This window comes from Streptomyces kanasensis, assembly GCF_043077165.1.
Lineage (GTDB): Bacteria > Actinomycetota > Actinomycetes > Streptomycetales > Streptomycetaceae > Streptomyces > Streptomyces changanensis.
The window spans coordinates 316,188-335,039 of the sequence record NZ_JBIBSF010000002.1; the positions used below are offsets into that span (position 1 = coordinate 316,188).

Annotated in this window: 16 protein-coding genes; 5 read left to right on the top strand and 11 right to left on the bottom strand. The window is 74.9% G+C overall.

What is annotated here, in order from left to right; translation table 11 throughout:
• Positions 1 to 134: 134 nt before the first annotated feature.
• The 8 genes from ACF053_RS06725 to ACF053_RS06760 all read right to left on the bottom strand — a co-directional run bounded on the left by ACF053_RS06725 (position 135) and on the right by ACF053_RS06760 (position 8,893).
• Positions 135 to 1,781: an AMP-binding protein gene (locus tag ACF053_RS06725; RefSeq protein ID WP_391952867.1), complete on the bottom strand. Its 1,647-nt coding sequence runs from the start codon at positions 1,779 to 1,781 to the stop codon at positions 135 to 137.
• A 2-nt stretch (positions 1,782 to 1,783) separates the two neighbouring features.
• Positions 1,784 to 2,794, bottom strand: a complete 1,011-nt coding sequence (locus ACF053_RS06730; protein ID WP_391952868.1) for an acyl-CoA desaturase — start codon at positions 2,792 to 2,794, stop codon at positions 1,784 to 1,786.
• A 117-nt stretch (positions 2,795 to 2,911) separates the two neighbouring features.
• A complete protein-coding gene (locus tag ACF053_RS06735; protein WP_391952869.1) occupies positions 2,912 to 4,390 on the bottom strand; it encodes an MFS transporter in 1,479 nt (492 codons plus the stop codon).
• 80 nt (positions 4,391 to 4,470) lie between these two features.
• On the bottom strand, positions 4,471 to 5,385 hold the full coding sequence (locus tag ACF053_RS06740) for an SDR family NAD(P)-dependent oxidoreductase (protein ID WP_391952870.1): 915 nt from the start codon (positions 5,383 to 5,385) through the stop codon (positions 4,471 to 4,473).
• Between the two features lie 19 nt (positions 5,386 to 5,404).
• Positions 5,405 to 6,424, bottom strand: coding sequence for an SDR family oxidoreductase (locus ACF053_RS06745; protein WP_058945052.1), 1,020 nt, complete (start codon positions 6,422 to 6,424; stop codon positions 5,405 to 5,407).
• On the bottom strand, positions 6,421 to 7,746 hold the full coding sequence (locus ACF053_RS06750; protein ID WP_391952871.1) for an NAD(P)/FAD-dependent oxidoreductase: 1,326 nt from the start codon (positions 7,744 to 7,746) through the stop codon (positions 6,421 to 6,423). The genes ACF053_RS06745 and ACF053_RS06750 overlap by 4 nt, the downstream gene beginning before the upstream one ends.
• On the bottom strand, positions 7,746 to 8,645 hold the full coding sequence (locus ACF053_RS06755; protein ID WP_391952872.1) for a class I SAM-dependent methyltransferase: 900 nt from the start codon (positions 8,643 to 8,645) through the stop codon (positions 7,746 to 7,748). Before ACF053_RS06755 ends, ACF053_RS06750 begins: the two co-directional genes overlap by 1 nt.
• Positions 8,642 to 8,893, bottom strand: coding sequence for an acyl carrier protein (locus ACF053_RS06760; protein ID WP_058945049.1), 252 nt, complete (start codon positions 8,891 to 8,893; stop codon positions 8,642 to 8,644). Before ACF053_RS06760 ends, ACF053_RS06755 begins: the two co-directional genes overlap by 4 nt.
• A 260-nt stretch (positions 8,894 to 9,153) precedes the next feature.
• On the opposite strand from ACF053_RS06760, the gene ACF053_RS06765 reads away from it, so the two are divergent.
• The 5 genes from ACF053_RS06765 to ACF053_RS06785 all read left to right on the top strand — a co-directional run bounded on the left by ACF053_RS06765 (position 9,154) and on the right by ACF053_RS06785 (position 14,506).
• The gene (locus ACF053_RS06765; RefSeq protein ID WP_391952873.1) at positions 9,154 to 10,929 is read left to right on the top strand and encodes a thiamine pyrophosphate-binding protein; all 1,776 of its coding nucleotides are present in this window, start codon (positions 9,154 to 9,156) and stop codon (positions 10,927 to 10,929) included.
• A complete protein-coding gene (locus ACF053_RS06770) occupies positions 10,926 to 11,600 on the top strand; it encodes an SRPBCC family protein (protein WP_391952874.1) in 675 nt (224 codons plus the stop codon). The genes ACF053_RS06765 and ACF053_RS06770 overlap by 4 nt, the downstream gene beginning before the upstream one ends.
• Before the next feature lie 26 nt (positions 11,601 to 11,626).
• Entirely contained in the window at positions 11,627 to 12,652 is a 1,026-nt protein-coding gene (locus ACF053_RS06775; RefSeq protein WP_391952875.1) for a 3-oxoacyl-ACP synthase III family protein, read from the top strand.
• An 80-nt stretch (positions 12,653 to 12,732) separates the two neighbouring features.
• On the top strand, positions 12,733 to 13,935 hold the full coding sequence (locus ACF053_RS06780) for an FAD-dependent oxidoreductase (RefSeq protein ID WP_391952876.1): 1,203 nt from the start codon (positions 12,733 to 12,735) through the stop codon (positions 13,933 to 13,935).
• A 79-nt stretch (positions 13,936 to 14,014) separates the two neighbouring features.
• Entirely contained in the window at positions 14,015 to 14,506 is a 492-nt protein-coding gene (locus tag ACF053_RS06785) for a hypothetical protein (RefSeq protein ID WP_391952877.1), read from the top strand.
• Between the two features lie 268 nt (positions 14,507 to 14,774).
• Here the strand turns inward: ACF053_RS06785 and ACF053_RS06790 are convergent, their stop codons facing one another.
• From ACF053_RS06790 to ACF053_RS06800, 3 genes are read right to left on the bottom strand one after another with little or no spacing between them, the layout of a single operon-like run.
• Positions 14,775 to 17,141: a LuxR C-terminal-related transcriptional regulator gene (locus ACF053_RS06790; protein WP_391952878.1), complete on the bottom strand. Its 2,367-nt coding sequence runs from the start codon at positions 17,139 to 17,141 to the stop codon at positions 14,775 to 14,777.
• 27 nt (positions 17,142 to 17,168) lie between these two features.
• Positions 17,169 to 17,939 carry a thioesterase II family protein gene (locus ACF053_RS06795; protein ID WP_391952879.1) on the bottom strand — a complete coding sequence of 257 codons (771 nt, stop codon included), beginning with the start codon at positions 17,937 to 17,939 and terminating at the stop codon, positions 17,169 to 17,171.
• A 24-nt stretch (positions 17,940 to 17,963) separates the two neighbouring features.
• Positions 17,964 to 18,407: an ester cyclase gene (locus ACF053_RS06800; protein ID WP_391952880.1), complete on the bottom strand. Its 444-nt coding sequence runs from the start codon at positions 18,405 to 18,407 to the stop codon at positions 17,964 to 17,966.
• Positions 18,408 to 18,852: the final 445 nt, after the last annotated feature.

Here is an 18,852-nt window from a genome sequence, read left to right on the forward strand (position 1 = left end):
GGGGCCCCCCCCGCGCGGTGTCCGGGGGGCGCCCCCACCACCCGGGCGCCCTTCCCCGCGCGGGGCGCGTGGCGTACGCCCCGGGCCGGGGGGGGGGGGGGGGGGGGGGCGGCCCCCCGCCCGCCCCGTCCGGATCAGTCGAGCCGGACGCGGGCGATGGTCTTCAGCCGGGAGTCGTCCCGGCCGAGCAGGCTCCGGCAGCGGAACCGCTGGATCTTGCCGCTGGGGGTGCGCGGCAGGTGGCCGCGCTCCACGAAGACGCACTCCGACAGGGCGATCCCCGACTTCTCCAGGGCCACCGTCGCCGCCCGGTCGGCGATCGAGCGGAAGTCGTCGCTCCGGCGCGCCGGTTCGAGGAGCAGCACCAGCCGGGAGACGGGGGAGCCGGGCACCTCGACCAGCGCCGAGCAGCCCTTGCGGACCGGGCCGAGGTCCTCGATCGCCGACTCGATCTCCCCGGTGTGGACGTTCCGTCCGCCGACCGAGATCAGGTCGTCGGCGCGGCCCACGAAGAACACCTCGCCGTCGTGGACGAATCCGAGGTCGCCGGTGCGCAGTTCGCCGCCGCGGAACCGGTCGGCGGTGCGGCGCGGGTCCCCGTGGTAGCCACTGGCGAGGCTCGGCGTGGCGACCAGCAGCTCGGAGACGCGGTCCGGTACGGCGGTCCGCACCCGCACGCCGGGCAGCGGCGGGCCGTTGGACACCAGCCGGGTCGCGCCCGGGGTGCCCGCCGGCACCTCGACGACCCGGTCGTCGAGCAGGGCCGCCCCGTCGAAGGAGCGCGCCGAGGGCAGCTCGCCCAGGGGACAACTGGCGATGGCGAGCGTCGCCTCCGCCATGCCGTACGCGGGCATGAACGCCTCCGGTGCCAGCCCGGAGGAGCGGAACGTCTCCGCCGCGGCGTTCAGGGTGTCGAAGTCGACGCGTTCGGCGCCCACCACGAACACCTTCAGCCGCAGCGGCCTGGGCAGGGCGGTGCGGCCCTGCGCCCGCGTCGCCAGGTGCAGGGCGGTGTTCGTGCCTGCCGTCATCGTCGCGCCGAACTCGGACATGTCGCGGAACCAGCTGCGCGGCGCCATGCCGAAGCGCTCCGGGGACGACATCACGAAGTCGTGGTCGAACGCCCAGGCGTGGAGCATCGTGCCGAAGACGCCCATGTCGTGCGAGAGCGGCAGCCAGGAGGCGATGGTCTCCTCGCCGGGGCGCCCGTCCGACATCTCCCGCAGCATGTGCAGGTGGGTGCCGACGGCGCGCGCGCTCAGCTCGCACCCCTTGGGCAGGCTGGTGCTGCCGGACGAGTACTGGATGAACGCGGTCTCCTCCGGGCCGGGCGGTTCCGGCTCGATCCGCCCGCCGCCGTACAGCGACGTCCACGTGCGCACCGGCAGGCGCGTGGCGAGCCCGGCCGGGACCAGGGACCGCAGCCGCTCGTCGACGAGGAGCGCGACCGGGTCGAGGCGGTCGCTGAGCACGCTCAGCTGCTGCCCGTACTCCTCCGGGCTCTGGCCGCGCGCCGGCAGCGGGAAGGAGGCGACGGCGCCGCCCGCCAGCCACACGGCGAGCAGACCGCGGACCGTGTGCGCCGAGTTGGTCAGCACGGTGGCGACCCGGCTGCCCGGCCCGACCCCGGCGGCGCGCAGGGACGCCGCCATGCCGTGCGCGTCGGCGACGACCTCGCGCCACGGCAGGTGGCCGAAGCCGTCGCCGTCCCAGTGGTGGAGGGTGCCGCGCGCGTCGTCGCGCAGCAGCAGCTCCCACAGGCCCGCGTCGGTGGCCGCCACGGTCACTCCACGTCCACGAGGGAGACGTCGCCGCCGTCGCGGGACCGCTCGGCCATGGGGGCGATCCGCTGCTGGCTGACCAGCAGCTCCTCCTGGCTGAGCCGGCTGCCGGCGACCCGGCTGACGCCGGCCTCGCGCATCGTCATGCGCTCGGGGTCGATGCGGATGACCTTCCACGCCAGGCGGGTCTTCTCCAGGCTCCAGATGAAGATCGCGGAGATGTCGACCTCGTACCACTTCATGCCGTGCCGGGCGGACCGGGGGAAGGCGTGGTGGTTGTTGTGCCAGGCCTCGCCGAACGACGGGATGGCCAGCCAGGCGACGTTGCGGGACTCGTCCGTGGTGGAGAAGCGGCGCCGGCCGAAGTAGTGGCCGATCGAGTTGACCGCGTACGTCATGTGGTTGATCAGGAAGATGCGGACCAGGCCGCCCCAGAGGATGCCGGTCAGCAGCGCCCGCACGGAGCCCCCGCTCACCGCGAAGGCGATCAGGCCCGGCAGGACGACGCCCGCGGCGACCACGGCCAGGAAGTTCTCGCTGAGCCAGCGCAGCGGCTTCTCCCGGACCAGGTCCGGGCAGTAGCGGATCGGGTCCGAGCTGAGCCGCACGTTGAACAGCCAGCCCAGGTGGGCGTGCCACATCCCGGCGAGCGCCCCCTTGAAACCGGGCTCGAAGCCGAGGTGGGGGCTGTGCGGGTCACCCTCCTTGTCGGCGACCCGGTGGTGCTTGCGGTGGTGGGCCGCCCAGATGATCGGCGGACCCTGGCCCGCCATCACCCCGGCGGCCGCGAGCCCCACCCGTATCGGCTTGTACGTCTCGAACGAGCGGTGCGTCAGCAGCCGGTGGTAGCCCGTCGAGATGCCGATGCCCGAGATCACGTACATGATCGCCGTCACCAGCACGTCGGTCCAGCCGAAGACGCGGTTCCACGCCAGCACCATGGCGACGCCGAGTGCGAGCAGCGGCACCACGGAGACCATCAGCATGTACCAGCGATGCTCCCTGCCGTCCATATCCCCTCTTCCCCTCACTCCTAGGTGTGTTGCACTCGGCGCCCCGGCGGGACGGGCCCCGGCGGGACGGGCCACGTCCGGGGCGGGCCCCGGCGGGGCGGACCCGCCGGGGGCGGGTCAGACGCCCGAGGTCGTCTCGGGGTCGAACTCCGTGCGCAGCGCGGGCAGGACCAGCGCCAGCAGCGCGGCGCAGGCGCTGAGCACGGTGCCGACGAGGAACGCCGAGTGGAAGCTCGCCAGCAGGGCGTCGGGCATCGCCGTGCCCGCGGCGACCTCGTCGTCGAGCCGGCTGCCGGCCAGCGCGGCCAGCACCGCGAGACCGGTGGCCCCGCCGATCTGCTGGCCGGTGTTCAGGACGCCGGAGGCCGCTCCGGAGTCCGCCTTCGCCACCCCGCTCACCGCCGCCACCACGAGCGGCACCATCGCCAGCCCGTACCCGGCGGCGCACAGCAGCAGGGTGGGCAGCACGTCGGACGCGTACGACGCCTTGACGGGGGCGCCCAGCAGCAGGCCGAGCCCGACGGTGGCCGTGCCCAGTCCGAGCAGGCACAGCACGCGGCTGCCGAGCTTCGGCAGCAGCTGGATCGCGATGCCCGAGAACACCGCCATCGTCACGCCGAACGGCGCCCACGACAGACCGGCCCGCAGCGGCGACCAGCCCTGGAGGAGCTGCATGTACTGCGTCAGGAAGAAGAAGATCCCGTACAGGCCGGACGCGGCGAGCAGCATCATCACGTTGGCCGCCGCGATCTGCCGGTTGGCGAAGATGCCCAGCCGGATCAGCGGCTGCTCGGCGCGCAGCTCCCGCACGACGAACCCGGCCAGCAGCACGGCCGCGCCGACGAAGCCGGCGATGGTCGCCGCCGAGCCCCACGGGCGGTGGCTGGTGCTGATCACCGTGTACACCAGGAGCAGCAGCGCGGAGGTGATGAGGACGGCGCCGGTGCTGTCCGTGGACGTGCCCTTCGCCGGAGCCTCGCGGTCGGCGAGCGCGGGCCGCATGGCGAGCGCGAACAGCAGGACTCCGACGGGGATGTTGATGAAGAACACCCACCGCCAGTCGATGACGTCGGTGATGACACCGCCGAGGAGCACGCCGGACACCCCGGAGATGCCGGTGAGCCCGCCCCAGATCCCCAGCGCCCTGCGCCGCTCCTTCGCCTCGGTGAAGACGGTGATGAGGATGGAGAGCGCCGCCGGGCTGAGGAGCGCCGCGCCGAAGCCCTGGGCGCCGCGCGACACGATCAGCATCTCCGAGCTGTTGGCGAGCCCGCAGGCGAGTGACGCCACCGTGAAGACGGCGAGGCCGGTCAGGAAGACCCGGCGGCGGCCGAAGAGGTCCGCGCACCGGCCGCCGAGCACGAGGAAGCCGCCGAACAGCAGCATGTAGGCGTCGACGACCCAGGCGAGCGACGCCTGTTCGAAGTCGAGCGCGGTGCGGATCGTCGGCAGCGCCATCGCGACGACCGTGTCGTCGATGATGACCATGAACTGTGCGCCGCACGTCACCGCGAGCGCGAGGCCCGCGGCCTTGCCGGCCGCGCCCGGCGTGGCCTTCGCGGCCCGTGCGGCGGACGGGGTCGTTCCCCTGCCCATGCCTTCTCCTGTTCGCCGTTCTTGCCTGGGGGTGGTGGTGCCGTGGGGGGTGGGCGGCGCGGCCGGCGGGCCGCGCCGCGTCAGGGGGTGGTCGCCCGGGCCACGACCCGGTTCAGCCGGTCCATGCGGGTGGCGAGGCTCATCCGCCCCTCCAGCCGGAAGGCGGGCAGCCGCCGGCCGTCGACGTCGGTGAAGCCGTACTCGGCGGCGAGGTCGCCGACGGTGAGGACCTGCCCGGCCCGCTCCCGGACCTCGGGGTCGCCCGCCAGGTGGGCGATGGCGCGGCCCACGTACTCGGGGGTGTGCACCACCGCGGCGGGACCGTCGCCCAGCGCCTCCCACGCGGCCTCGACCCGCTCGGTGCGGACGAAACCGGGGTGCAGGGAGAGGGCGGTGACCCGCTTCTTGCGCAGGTCCGCGGCGAACGCCCGGCTCATCCGGTCGTTGGCCGACTTGAACACGTCGTACGCGGCCTGCCCCAGGTAGGTGTCGCCGTCCGTGTAGCCGATGCCGACGACCAGGCCGCCCGGCCGCTCGAACATCAGCGGCGTCAGCAGCCGCGTCACGTCGTACTGGGCGCGCAGCGAGCCCTCGCACAGCTCGTAGCGCCACATCGGCTGCTCCCAGTACGGCGCGTCGAACCGGACGTCCGCGGAGCGCTCGTAGCCGGCCCAGGCGTTGTTGACCAGCACGTCCAGACCGCCGTGGTCGGCGCGGATCCGGTCGGCGAGGGCCTGGTTGTCCTCGGTCGAGCGGTGGTCGCAGCGGACGGCGACGCCGGTGCCGCCCCGGGCGGTGACCTCCTCCGCCGTGTCGTCGACCGTGCCGGGCAGCCCCTCCGTGCGTCCCTCGCCGCGGCTGCTGCGGCCGGTGACGTACACCGTGGCGCCCGCGGTGCCCAGGGCCAGGGCGATGCCCCGCCCCACGCCGCGGCTGGCGCCGGTCACCACGGCGACGGTCCCGTCGAGCCGCGGCGGCTTCCACTCCTCGTTCACTTGGCGTGCTCCTTCGGTCTCAGCTGAGGTGGGCGGAGGCGTACTCGAGCGTCCGCAGGTACGCGTCGGTGTCCTCGACGTGCGGGATGCCGTACCGCTCGCGCAGCTCCGGCATGGACGTCGGCAGGACACCGCCGCTGCACCGGGTGACCTCGCTGACGTCCCGCAGTACCGACAGGTACGAGCGGGCCGGCGGCGGGAGCCGCCGCAGCTCCTCCGGGTCGAGGGCGTCGGGGTCGGTCACCGGGACCGGCTTGAGGGTCCGGCCGAGGGTCGCCGCGTGCTTGGCGCACACCTCGACGGCCCGCTCCATGTCCATGGCCTCGTCGCCGTACGTCACCCAGAAGGCGCCCTCGTCGTCGCCGAGTTCGACGGCCCGCAGCACCGCCTTGGCGAGGAGGTCCTGCGGCACGACGTCGATGCGGTTGCCCCGGTGCACGGGGACGAACGGCGCCCGGCCGCGGCAGATCCAGTCCGACATCAGCTGCACGATCTGGCCGCGCGAGGTCCAGCCGGTGACCGAGTCGCCGATCAGGTTGGTGGGCCGGAACACGGTGTGCCGGATCCCGCTGTCGCGCAGCAGCTGCTCGGAGCGCAGCTTGGAGCGGACGTAGTTCGTCGTGACGTTCGTGTCGCTCAGCCGGTGTGGCGCGCCCGTGAAGAGCGCGGCCACGAAAGCGGTGCTCATGAAGTGGACGGTGGCGCCGGCGCGCTGTGCGAAGTCGATGACGCGGCGCGTGCCGTCGACGTTGACCGGCTTGTACCGCTCGTCGGGCAGCCCCCACTCGGTCAGCCCGGCCGAGTGGATGACGGTGTCGACGTCGCGGGCCAGGGCGGCGTAGCTGTCCTCGTCGAGGCCGAAGCGGGGCTGCGCCAGGTCGGCGCCGAGGACCTCCTCGGTGCCGGCCGGGAGGGGGGTGCCGCCGGGGCGGGCCATCGAGACGATCCGTACGGGCCGGCCGGGCGCCTCCCGCAGGACGGCCTGTCCCACGACGCCGGAGGCCCCCGTGAGCAGCACGGTGCGGCGCTGTCCGGTCATGGCCGGGACTCCTTCCACTCCATGAGCCGTGTGGTGGCCCGGGCGCCCACGTACAGCAGCGGCTCGGGCGGGAAGTCGCGCTGCCTGCGGTGGCCGTCGTCGACGTAGAGCAGGCGCGCGTACTCGGTGTCCTTGCCGAGGACGAGGTCGCGCAGGACCTTGCCGCCGGTGTGCGTGGCGGCGATGCCGTTGCCGTTGAAGCCGTAGCCGTAGAAGACGTTGCCGCCGGGCAGCCGCCCGAAGTGCGGGGCGTAGTCCCGGGTGACGTCGACCGTGCCGCCGTACGCGTAGGTGAACCGCACGTCGTCCCACATGGGGAAGAACCGGCGGAACTCCTCCTGGAGCGCCCGGTAGGCGCGCGGGTCGTTCATCCGGCGGCGGCGCGTGTCGCGGCCCAGGAAGTACAGGGCGGGCCCGCCGGCGAACATCAGCCGGTTGTCGGCGGTGAAGCGCGCGCAGGTCAGGAACGTCTTGGCCTCGACCATGCCCTCGCGGCCGGCCCAGGCGACCCGGCCCAGCTGCTCGTCGGTGAGCGGCTCGCTCACCAGCGCGTAGCTCCAGATCGGCACGGTCTTGTTGCGGAACGGCGCGAAGGTGAACTGGTGCGCGTTCGCCGCGATGATCACCTTGTCGGCGGTGATCCGCCCGCCGGGCGTGACCACCGTCGGCCGCACGCCGGGCAGCACCCGCAGCACGGGCGTGTTCTCGTAGACGGTGACGCCGCGCTCCTTGACGACCCGCGCCAGGCCCCTGGCCAGCTTGAACGGGTTGACCAGGGCGCCGCCGGTGCGCATCGCGCCGAGCACCGCCGGGGAGCCGATGACCTCCTGGGCGCGCGCCGCGGAGAGGATCTCGGGCTGTTCGCGGCCGGCGATGGTGGTGGCCAGCCGGCGGTCCTCGCGCAGCCGGCGCAGCTGGGCGGCGTCGGTGGCGACCATCAGGTAGTCGTTGGCCTCGTACTCGGCGTCGACCTTGTTGCGGCGCAGGAACCGGCCGATCTCCAGGATCGAGCGGCCGACCGCCTGGGACGCCTCCAGGGCGCGGCGCGTGCCGAACTCCTGGACGAGCGCCTGGATGTCCTTGCCGATGGTCGGCGTGACGAACCCGTCGGCGCGGCCGGACGCCCCGTACCCCGAGTACTCCGCCTCGACGATCCGGATGTCGAGCGCGGGCTCCGCCTCCTTCAGGAAGTGGGCGGCCCACAGCCCGGTGTACCCGCCGCCGACGACGGCGACGTCGCAGTCGACCGCGTCGCGCAGCGGCGGCTCGGGCGTGACGGCCTCGGTCTCGTGCCAGTAGACGACGTGCTTGCGTGTACCCACTACCGCCCCTTTTCGAGGATGATCCTCGACAGCCCCAGGTGCCGGTTCTCGAAGTGCCGGACGCTCGCCCCCAGGTACTTCTCGTAGTTGCGGACGTTCTCCTCGCCCGCGACCCGTACGGCGGACGCGCGGTTCTCCCGCAGGCGGCGCAGCCACTCCGCGCAGGTGCGGGCGTAGTGGTCGGGGTCGTTGCGCAGGGAGACGACGTCGAAGAGCTTCTCGGACGACTCGACCACCTCGGACAGGGCCGGGATCTCGGACTCCGGGAAGATCGTGTCGATGATGAACATCAGCTCCCGCACCGTGGCCTTGTCCATCACGGTGTTGTTGCCCTTGACGTTGGTCTGCAGGGCGATCCGGCCGCGCGGCGGCAGCCACGCGTGGCACCGCTCGAAGAACTCCCGGTACGCCGCGATCCGTTCGGCGCGGGACAGGCCCGTGGTGGCGAAGTGCTCGAACGCGCCGATGGAGACGATCGCGTCGTACCCCTCCTCGGGGCGGTGGTCGCGCCAGTTCTCCACGCGGACCTCCGCGCCGGGCAGCGCCGCCCCGCGGACCAGTTCGGCCTGGCTGTCGCTGAGGGTCAGGCCCACGGCGTGCTCGACGCCGTAGATCCCCGTGAGCCGCTTCAGCAGGCTGCCCCAGCCGCATCCCACGTCCAGGACGCGGCGGGCGCCGGCCGCCCTGGCCCCCTCGATGAGGTAGTCCAGCTTGCGGGCCTGTGCGCTCTCCAGCGTCTCCGGCACCCCGGCCAGGCCGGTGGCGGAGTCGTCCCACAGGGCGCAGGTGTAGGTGAGGGAGTCGTCCAGCCACAGGGCGTAGAAGTCGTTGGAGACGTCGTAGTGGTGCCGGATCGCCTCCGCCGTCGCGCCCCGGTAGGCGGTGGTCGCGGTGGTCATGCCGCCGCACCGGCGGACTTCGTGGCCTCCACCAGCGTGACCAGGTCGCCGACGGTCTTGACGTTGGCCGCCTCGCTCGGGTCGAGCTCGATCTCCGCGTCGTCCTCGATCGTGTAGACGATGTCGGCGATCTGGAGGCTGGACAGGCCGACCGAGTCGAACGCCGTGTTCTCGTCGAGCGTCAGGCCGGCGGCCTTGCTGCCGAGCTTCTTCTCTATGAGGGAGCAGACGGTGGCGACGGTGATCACGGTGGGTTCCCCATTCGTTCGTACGTCGATGTGCCGGGAAACCTAACGGCGCCACGTGGCCGGATACATGGCAGTCGGACATGGCAGATCCCTGCCATGCGAACCCTCCTCCGGCCGGCAGGTCACTGCCGGTTCGCGTCCGCGGCACCTGGTCGAAACCTGCCGGTGCCGCCCCTGTCGACCGGCAGATCCCGGTCACTTGTCGCTCGTCGGCGGCGCTGCCTGTAATGGCCGCACCACCGTCTGAAGGGGGCGGCCACATGAGAAATTCACCCCGCGTGGTCGATTTCGTCGTGGATTTCCTGCAACGGCAGGAAGTCAGCCATGTATTCGGAGTCGGCGGCGCCAACATCGAGGACCTCTACGACGCGCTGCACCACGCGCAGGCCGGCCCCCTGGGGGTGGTGGCCAAGCACGAGTTCTCCGCCGCCACCATGGCGGACGGCTACCACCGCGCGTCGCAGCGCGTCCCGGTGATCGCCGCCACCTCCGGCGCCGGCGCGATGAACCTCGTCCCCGGCATCGCCGAGCTGCGCGCCTCCTACGTGCCTGCGCTCGTCCTGATCGGGCAGCCGCCCGCCGCGCTCGACGGCCGCGGTTCCTTCCAGGAGACCAGCGGCCTCGCCGGCTCGATCGACGCCGCCCGGATGTTCGCCGAACTGGCCGTGTACTGCGTCCGCGTCGACGACCCCGAGTCGATCGTCCGGGAACTGCCGCGCGCCCTGGCCGCGGCGACCGACCCGGCGGCGCCCGGGCCCGCGGTGCTGCTCCTCCCCAAGGACGTGCAGCAGGCCGTCATCCCGTCGTGGGACCCGCCCGCCGCGGTGGCCCCGGCCGCGCTGCCGCTGTCCGACGCGGCCGAGCGGAGCCGCGCCGCGGCGCTGCTGCGCGCGGCGACCCGGCGCGGCGGTGTCGCCGTCATCGCCGGCGAGGCCGTCGCCCGCGCCGACGCCCGTCCCCAGCTGGCCCGGCTCACCGCGGCGCTGGGCGCGGCGGTCGCCGTCGTCCCCGACGCCAAGGACGTCGCCGACCCGCGCGACCCCGGCCACCTCGGCATCGCCGGCGCGATCGGCACGGCCGAGGTGCAGGAGGCCCTGGAGCGGGCGTCCGCCGTGCTGCTCGCCGGCACGCGACTGCCGCAGATGGCCGGCGCCGGACTGCACGAGCACCTCAAGGGCGTGCCGGTGGTCTGCGTCGACCCGCGCGAGCCGTTCCTCGGCGCCCACGAGGAGCTGGTCCGCCTCACCGGGCCGGTCGCCGCCGAACTGGAGCTGCTGGAGCGGGAGGTCACCACCGCGCCCGGCCCGGCCACGGACCGCCCGGCCGCCGGGCACCCGGCGCCCGACCGGACCGCCCGGCACCCGGGGCCCGCGCCGCGGCCCGTGCGCCCGGCCGCCGCCGTACCCGACCCGGCGACCCCGCTGGACCTGCGCACGGCCGCCCTGACCGTCGCGGCCCACCTCCCCGAAGGCGCCACCGTCGTGGCCGACGCCGGGAACACCGGGGCCGCCGCCATCCACCACGTCGACGTGCCCCCCGGCGGCCGGTTCATCGCCGCCCTCGGCATGGGCGGCATGGGCCACAGCTTCGGCGCGGGGGTGGGCGCGGCGTTCGCCACCGGCCGGCGCACCTGCGTCATCGCCGGCGACGGGGCGTTCTTCATGCACGGCATGGAGGTCCACACGGCCGTCGAACACGACCTGCCCGTCACCTTCGTCGTGCTGAACAACAACGCCCACGGCATGTGCGCCACCCGGGAGCAGCTGTTCTTCTCCGGCGACTACTCCTACAACCTCTTCCGGCCGGCCCGGATCGGCGACGGCGCCGCCGCGATGTTCCCCGGCCTGGCCGCCGACACCGTCCGCACCGCGGGAGAGCTGGGCGCGGCCCTGGACCGCGCCCACGCCACCTCGTCGCCCGCGCTGGTCTGCGTGGACGTCGACCCCACCGAAATGCCACCGTTCCGGCCGTTCCGGCAGCACGTGCTGCTCACCGGCCGCGGACGGCCCGTCCGAGAAGGAGCCGTACCAGGATGACCACCTCCGTCACCAACCCGACCCCCCTGCCCGGCTACGTCGCCCCCGAGCCCGTCCCGGCCGGCGTGAAGGACGTCCCCGGCCTGCTGCGCTGGGAGACCACGCCGCGCGAGGAGGCCATGGCCGTCGCCGCGCAGATGACGAAGGACAGCTTCACCTACGACGAGGTGTACGGCCGGTTCGTCACCGTCCACCAGTACATCGACGCGCCCCCGCAGGCCGTCTACGACTACCTCACCGACGTCCGCAACCTCAACGAGTACACCTACAGCACCCGCGACTTCGCCCCCACCGACGTGCCCGGCGTCTACCAGGGCCGCGACGTCCTCCTCGACGACAACACCAAGATCTTCATGCGGATCGACGGCGACCCGAACGCCCTCACCGTCGACATGCGCTGCGCCTGGGACCAGGGCGAGGAGCTGTGGATGAACTACCTCCACCGGATCGTCCCGGCGGAGATCGTCCTGAACAAGCCCGGCTCCGTGGTCATCTGGACCAACTGCCGCCACCCGTACTACGACGAGAACCCGCACCCGGAGCTCGCCACCACGCCCGACCGCCCCTGGGTCGGCGACATGTGGCCGCTGTTCTACGCGGGCCACCAGGCGGAGATCGACAACCTGAAGAAGATCCTGGAGCACCGGCACGGAAGCGGCGCCCCCGCATGAGGGGCGCCACCGGCGGGGAGACCGGCATGCGGGACGTGAGCCTCCTGGAGGTCGCCTCCTACATGCCGGGCGAACCGGTCGGCACGGAGTACTTCCTGCAGTACCAGGCGCAGGACGCGGCCCTCGCCGGCCACACCATGTTCAAGGCGCCGCGCTTCCGGCACCAGGTGTCCCGGGACGAGACGCCCGCCGACATGATGGAGAAGGCCGCGCACACCCTCGCCGACCGCGTCGGCCGGGACGCGCTGCGCGGCGTCGACGTGGTCATCACCAACACCCTGCTGCCGGAGGTCCCGTTCACCGGGCCCGGCGCGGAGGTCGCCCACCGGCTCGGCATCCGCGCCGACTGGGTGCTCGACGCACACAACGGCGGCTGCGCCTCCTTCGTCCACCTGCTGCGCCTGGCCCGCGTCCTCATCGGCACCGGCCAGGCCCGCTCCGCGCTCCTGCTCAACGTGCAGAACAGCGCGGGGCCGGTGATGACCCAGACCGAGGTGCGCCGGCTCGCCGAGGCGGTCATCCCCGGCGACGGCTGCGGCGCCGCCTTCGTCGCGGCGTCCTCCGAGTCGCCCGTCCTCGGCGTCAAGGTCGCCCACCACGGCGAGTACACCCGGGACTGCGGCCTGACCCTCGACGACGGCCGCAAGTACTGGGAGCCGGGCACCAGCCAGATGCACGTCGGATTCACCCCCGGCCGCGTCAAGGACATCGTCGAGCGCGGCAACCGCCTCGTGCCCGACGTCGTCCTCGGTCTCTGCGACGAACTCGGCCTGGAGACCGCCGACCTGGACGTCCTCATCACCAACCAGCCGAACCGGATGTTCCTGGAGCAGTGGCGGCAGCGCCTGTCCATCGGCCCCGACCGGCACCTGGACACCTTCGACCGGTTCGGCAACCTCTTCGGCGCCGCCGTGCCCATCACACTGGACCACGGCGTACGCGAAGGAAGGATCGGGGACGACAGCCTGCTCATGCTGGCCGGCTTCGCCCACGCGGGGGACTTCGCGGGCGCCGCGGCGGTGCACTGGCGGTCCGGGGGCGCCCGGACGTAGGGGGCGTCGTGCCGATCAGGCAGGACACCCCCCGGCTCGGCACCGCGACCCACCTGACCGGACACCCCCAAGGAGAGTTCATGTCCCCTCCACGAGCAGTGGTCATCGGCGCGGGAATCGGCGGTCTCACGGCAGCGCTGGCGCTGCACCGGCGCGGCTGGCGGGTGACGGTGCTGGAGCGCGCCGCCGGCCTCGCCCCGGTCGGCGCGGCGCTCACCCTGGCCCCCAACGCCCAGCGCGCGCTGGCCGCCCTCTCCCTCGACGAGGAGGTCAGCCGGCTCGCCGCCTGGGACGGCGACGGCCTGCTGCGGGACCCCCGCGGCCGGCCGCTGGCCAGGACGACCAGCGCGTCCGTCGTCACCCGCTTCGGCGGACCGCTGGTCGTGCTGCGCCGCAGCGACCTCGTCGACCTCGTCGTCGACCGGCTGCCCGAGGGCACCGTCCGCACCGGCGAGGCCGCCTTCCTCGCCGACGCGGGCGCGCCCGGCCGGCCGGCGAAGGTGTCGACGGCGGGCGAGGTGTACGAGGCGGACCTCGTCGTGTGCGCCGACGGCGTCAACTCCGCGAGCCGCCGCGTCCTCTTCCCCCACCACCCCGGACCGGCGTACGGCGGCTGGACGGTGTGGCGGATCCTCGCGCCCACCCCGCAGCGGTTCGTGCCCCACGAGACCTGGGGCGGCGGGCAGGTGTGGGGCAGCCTCATCCGCGACCCGGAGAGCGTCTTCATCTACGCCTGCGCCGTCACCGAGCGCGGGGGCCGCTCGCCGGACGGGGAGAAGGCCGAGCTGCGCCGCCGCTTCGGGCACTGGCACCACCCGGTGCCCGCCCTGCTCGACTCGATCGGGGAGGAGGACGTCCTGCGCCACGACGTGTTCCACATGGCGCAGCCGCTGGAGCGCTACCAGCGCGGCCGGTCCGTCCTCCTGGGCGACGCCGCCCACGCCATGGTGCCCACCCTCGGGCAGGGCGCCAACATGGCGATCGAGGACAGCGTCGTGCTCGCCCACCACGTGGCGCCCGACGCCGACGTGCCGGCCGCCCTCGCCCGGTACGACGAGGAGCGCAGGCCCCGCACCACGGCCCTCATCCGCCGCGCCGAACGCGCGTCCCGGATCATGGCGCTCCGCTCCCCGGCCGCGCTCGCCCTGCGCGACGGCGCGATCCGGGCGATGGCGAAGGTCGTCCCCGGACTGCTGCTGCGCGGCTTCGACGGGGTCGCCGACTGGCAGCCGCCGGTCACCCCACCAGGCCCCCGGCCGCGTGACACCCACGCGACCGGGTAACCGCGGCGGCGCCCGCGCCGCCCGGACGTTTCCACGCACACCACCCGTAGTCAGTGGAAAGGTTTTGATGATGCGTCAGATGTTGTCCACCACCGCCGTCGCCACCGCCGGGCTCCTCCTCGGTGGCATCGCCACGGCCGCCCCGGCCACCGCCGTCCAGTCCGCGGCCGCCTCCCAGACGGTGACGGCCCGCTACGACTGCGGCGCGTACGGCGTCACCGACCTCACCATCGAGGCGTCCGCCTCGGGCGGTGCCGGCTCGGTGCGCATCTCCACCAGCGGCGGCCTCGCCCCGTTCGACATCCCGGCCGACTCCATCAGCGCCACGCTCCGCCTGGAGCGTGCCGCCGGTGGCACCGTCGCGTTCAGCGGCACCGCCAACGACGCCGCGGCGGCCGGCCAGCCGGTCACCATCGGCCCCCTGACGGGCGCCGTGTCGGCGGGCGACAGCCTCGACTCGTACGTCCCGGCCGCCGGGGCCGGCGACGTGTCGCTGAGCCTGAACGTCGCCGGCATCGTCAACTCGTGCAACGCGGTCGGCAAGCAGACGCCCGGTCCGATCGTCTTCTGACCGGCGCCGGACCTCCTCCACCGGCCCGGCCGTCCCCGGACGGCCGGGCCCCCGGGAACGGCCGGCCGGGCCCCTGGTGCGGTGGGCCCGGCCGGTCCGCACGCGCGGAGCCGGCACGACCCGGCGGGCGACGCTCCGGCCCGCACGCCCTCGTCGGCCGGCTCCGGGCGGGCACGCCCCGGTCGGCTCCGGCCCGCACGCCCAGGTCGGCCGGCCCCCGGCCCGCACGCCCTCGTCGGCCGGCTCCGGGCGGGCGCGACCGTCCCGTTCAGCCCGTGCTCCCCTGGACCGCGCGGACGACGTGCACCCGGGAGGCGCAGTCGAGCTTCTGCATCACCACCCGCAGGTGGTTGGTCACCGTCCACTCCGAGATGCCGAGCCGACGGGCGATCTGCCGGTTCGTGAGCCCCTCGGCGACCAGCAGGGCGATCTCGTGCTGGCGCGGCGTCAGCCCGTGGGGCGCCGCCCCCGCCACCGCGCGCGGCGGCTCCGGCGCGGGCGGCGGCGCGAACAGCGCGGCGACCAGCGCGTCGTGCAGCGACACCTGCTCGGCGTCCCGGCGCAGCCGCCGCAGCAGCGCGGCGTCCACACTGCCGGCGAGCCGCTCGGTCAGCGCGCCCACCGTGCCCGCGTCGTCCGGCCCGGCGCCGTACCGCCTGCGGATGGCCTGCGCGTACGCCAGCACCCGGGCCACCGCGTGCCGCTGCTCCTGGTCCCCGCCCCCGCCGACGGACGTGACCGCCATGGTCTCCAGCGCCTCGGCGACCTGCACCGGGTCCCCGGTCCCCATGAGCAGCCGCGCGGCCTCCCGCGCGCTGCCGTACGCCTCCTGGTTCCGCCCGAGCACCCGCCGCACCCGGGCCAGCGCCGTCAGCAGGGACGCCCGCGTCGCGACGTCGTCCGCCACGTCGTCCAGCGCGCGCAGCAGCGGAAGTTCCGCCTCCGGGTCGCCGTGCGCGGCCAGCAGCAGCGCCTGGCCGCGGCGGGCCGGCGCGGCGCCGCGGCGTTCCCCGAGCGCGTCGAGGCGCCGTACCGCCGAGTCGAGCAGTACGGTCGCGGCCGCCGCCTCGCCCCGGCGCCGCAGCAGCTCCCCGGTGACCGCGGCCACGCGCGCCCGCACCGCGGGCAGTTCCGCCGCGAGGGACGCCGCCCGGTCCAGCACCCGCTCGGCCCGCCGGAAGTCCCCGCACCCCACGGCCCACCAGCCCACCGCGGTCAGCGCCCCGGCGACCTCCCCGGACGCGTCCGCCGGCGCCCCGGGCGGGCCCCCGGCACCCGCGTGGCCGCCGTGCTCCCCCTGCTCGCCGTCCTCGTCCCGTCCCCGGTCGGCCGCCCACGCCGCCGCGGCCTCCTCGACGAGGTCCGCCGCCGACGGGGCCAGCCGGTGCCGGAGCAGGGGCCCCTCCAACGCCGTCAGCAGCCGCAGCGCGGCCAGGTGGTCACCGTGCCCCGTCAGGTGCCGCACGGCCTTGAGGAGGTCCGGCAGGCGGGCCGCGACCGTCTGGAGGACCTGGTCGACGTGCCGCCCCGAGGCGAGCGCCGCGGCGGTCGTCCCGGCGAAGGCGCGCCAGTGTGCGGCGTGCCGGTCGAGGGCGCGGCGCAGCGCGTCGCCGTCGAGGGCGAGTGCCGCCCGGTGGTGGCAGCGCGCCATGTGCGTCAGCCGGAACTCCGGTTCGCCGTCCGGCCCGTCCGCGCTCAGCAGCAGGCTCTTGCGGACCAGCGACTCCACCCCGGCGACCGCCGCCGCGTGGTCGAGCCCGCTCACACCGCGCACCGCGGCCAGGTCGACGTACGTCTCGCACACGGACAGGTCCCGCAGGAGCGCCAGGTCGCCCGCGTCCAGCGTCCCGGCCGCCCAGCCCAGCGCGGCGGCGACGCTGCGGTGCCGCTCGGGGGTGTCGCGCGGCCGGCTCCGGCCGGGGTACTCGCCGCGCGCCAGCCGCTCCAGCAGGGCGCGCGGCCCCTCGGTGCCGACCGCCTCGGCGGCCATCTCGACGGCGAGCGGGATCCCGTCCAGCGTCCGGCAGATCTCCGCCACCGCGAGCTGCCCCGCCCCGCCGTCGACACCGGCCCGGTAGTACGGGCGCACCCGGTCCGCGAAGACCGCCTCGGCCGGCGAGCCGGCCCCGGTGGGCAGCGGCCCGACCGGCAGGATCCGCTCCGCGCGGATGTCCAGCGCGACCCGGCTCGTCACCAGGACCCGCAGCAGCGGGCAGGCCCGCAGCAGCCCGGCCACGTCCAGGGCGATGTCGGCGACCAGCCGGTCGCAGTCGTCCAGCACCAGCAGCAGCTCGGAGCCGCCGACCCGGTCGGCCGCCTCCCGCGCGGAGCGGGCGCCGAACAGCGCCCACACGGCCCCGCCGTCCGGCGCGTCGGCGAGGTCCGCCCACAGCAGCGCGGTGCCGTGGGCACGGGCGTGAGCGCCGACCGCCGCGTGCGCCAGGTGGCTCTTGCCGACGCCCGCGGGGCCGGTCAGGGTGAGCTGGCGCGCCCCCGCCCCCCGCTCCAGCCAGTCGCGGACCCGGCCCAGTTCGCGTTCGCGCCCGTACAGCTCGCCGAACCCCAGGTCGACGGGGCCGCCGGCGCGGGGCGCCGCCGCGCCGCCGCGCCGTGCGGTGGCCGGACCGGGCGCCACCTCCTCGCTCCTCACCGTCCGGCCCCGTCAGACCGCCGGCACGGCGGAGCCGTACCGGGTGGTGAGCGCGGCGACCGCGCGCAGCAGTTCGTCCTCGTGGGCGCGGACGAAGAAGTGCCCGCCGGGCATGGTCCGCAGCTCGCTGCCGCGCGCCCCGTGGGCCCGCCACGCCGCCATCTTCGGCAGCGGCACGAGGTGGTCGTCCACCCCGGTGAACAGGTGCAGCGGCACGTGGAGCGGTTCGACGTCGGCCGGTTCCACCCAGCCCGAGCACAGCCGCAGGTCGTCGCGGACCAGCGGCATGTACGCCGCCCGGAAGCGGGGCCGGCGGGCCAGCTCCCAGGGGATGCCGCCCAGTTCGGCCAGGCTCGTGGCGAGCGCCTCGTCGTCGGCGTCCGGGTCGAGGATCCGGTTGGGGCGTACGTGCGGGGCCCGGTGCGAGCTCAGCACCAGCGCCCGCGGCAGCGGCGCGCCCCGCCGCTGCCGCGCGAGGGTCAGGGCGTGCGCGACGAACGCGCCCATGCTGTGCCCGTACAGCAGGTGCGGCCGGGCGAACGCCGCGTCGAGCCGCTCGTCCAGGTCCGCGACGAGCGCGTCGAGGTCGGTGAAGCGCGGCTCGCCCGCGCGGTCCTCCCGGCCCGGCAGCTGGACCGGCAGGACCCGCACGCGGGCGCCGAAGGCGTCGAGGCGCTCCTGCCAGCGGGCGTACGCGGAGGCCCCGCCCCCGGCGCAGGGCAGGCAGAACAGGTCCAGCCCGGACCACGGCCCGGACGGCGGGGTGCTCAGGTAGGGCGTCATGGCGTACGTGCTCCCCGCCGCGCCTCAGACCAGCTGCCGGGCGGCGACCGCGCGGTCGTAGTACAGCGTCCCGTCGACCAGCAGCTCCCCGTCGAACTGGGAGAGCACCGCCACGGGCAGCTCCATCCGCTTGCCCCGGTTCGGTATGCCCTGCCAGTCCGCGGCCTGCGTGCCGTTGATCCGGCCCTCCAGGATCACCACGTCGGCCGAGTGGTGGATCGACAGCACCTCGGGCGCCAGGTCCGGGAAGGCGGCGAGCATCGCGTCGAAGTGGCGGCGGACCGCGTCGTCGCCGACCAGCGGCTGCTCCTCGAACGGCACGACGCGGCACACGCCGCCGGCCGGCCCGCCCGCCGTGCCCGGCCCGCCGGCGGGCGGCTCCGCCACCGTGGCGAGGGTGTTCCTGATGACCGTGTCCTCGCGCCGCCTCCGCAGCTCCGCGCCGACCCCCTGCTGTACGTCGTGCATCCCCGTACCTCTTCTCCCCGTTGCCGGCCGGGCCGCGTGCGGCGGCCCGGCCCGTACCCGTCGAAGCCTGCAACGGCCCCGGGCGGCGGGACAGTGGCCTCCTCCCGGTGCCCGGGATGTGTTCCTCTCGGACCGGACGTGAAGCCGTCATACCCGTCCGGCGGTGCGGAGGCGGCGCCCGTGGGGGAGTGGGCGGGGCGGCCGGGCGGCGGGAAATCGTCACGCCCCACGGGTGACGCGGTCACTGTCTGCGCCCGCCGCCCCGGTAGCAGGATCCGGATGACCGCACGGCGGACGCCGAAACCCGCGGTGCGGGACACGGCCGGCCCGCCCGGAGCGCCGGCCCGCCCGGAGCGCCGGACCGCCCGAGCAGTCCGCCCCGGCCGAGGAGCCGGACCGTCCGGAGAGCCGGACATCCGAAGAGTCGGGAACCACCCGAGGAACC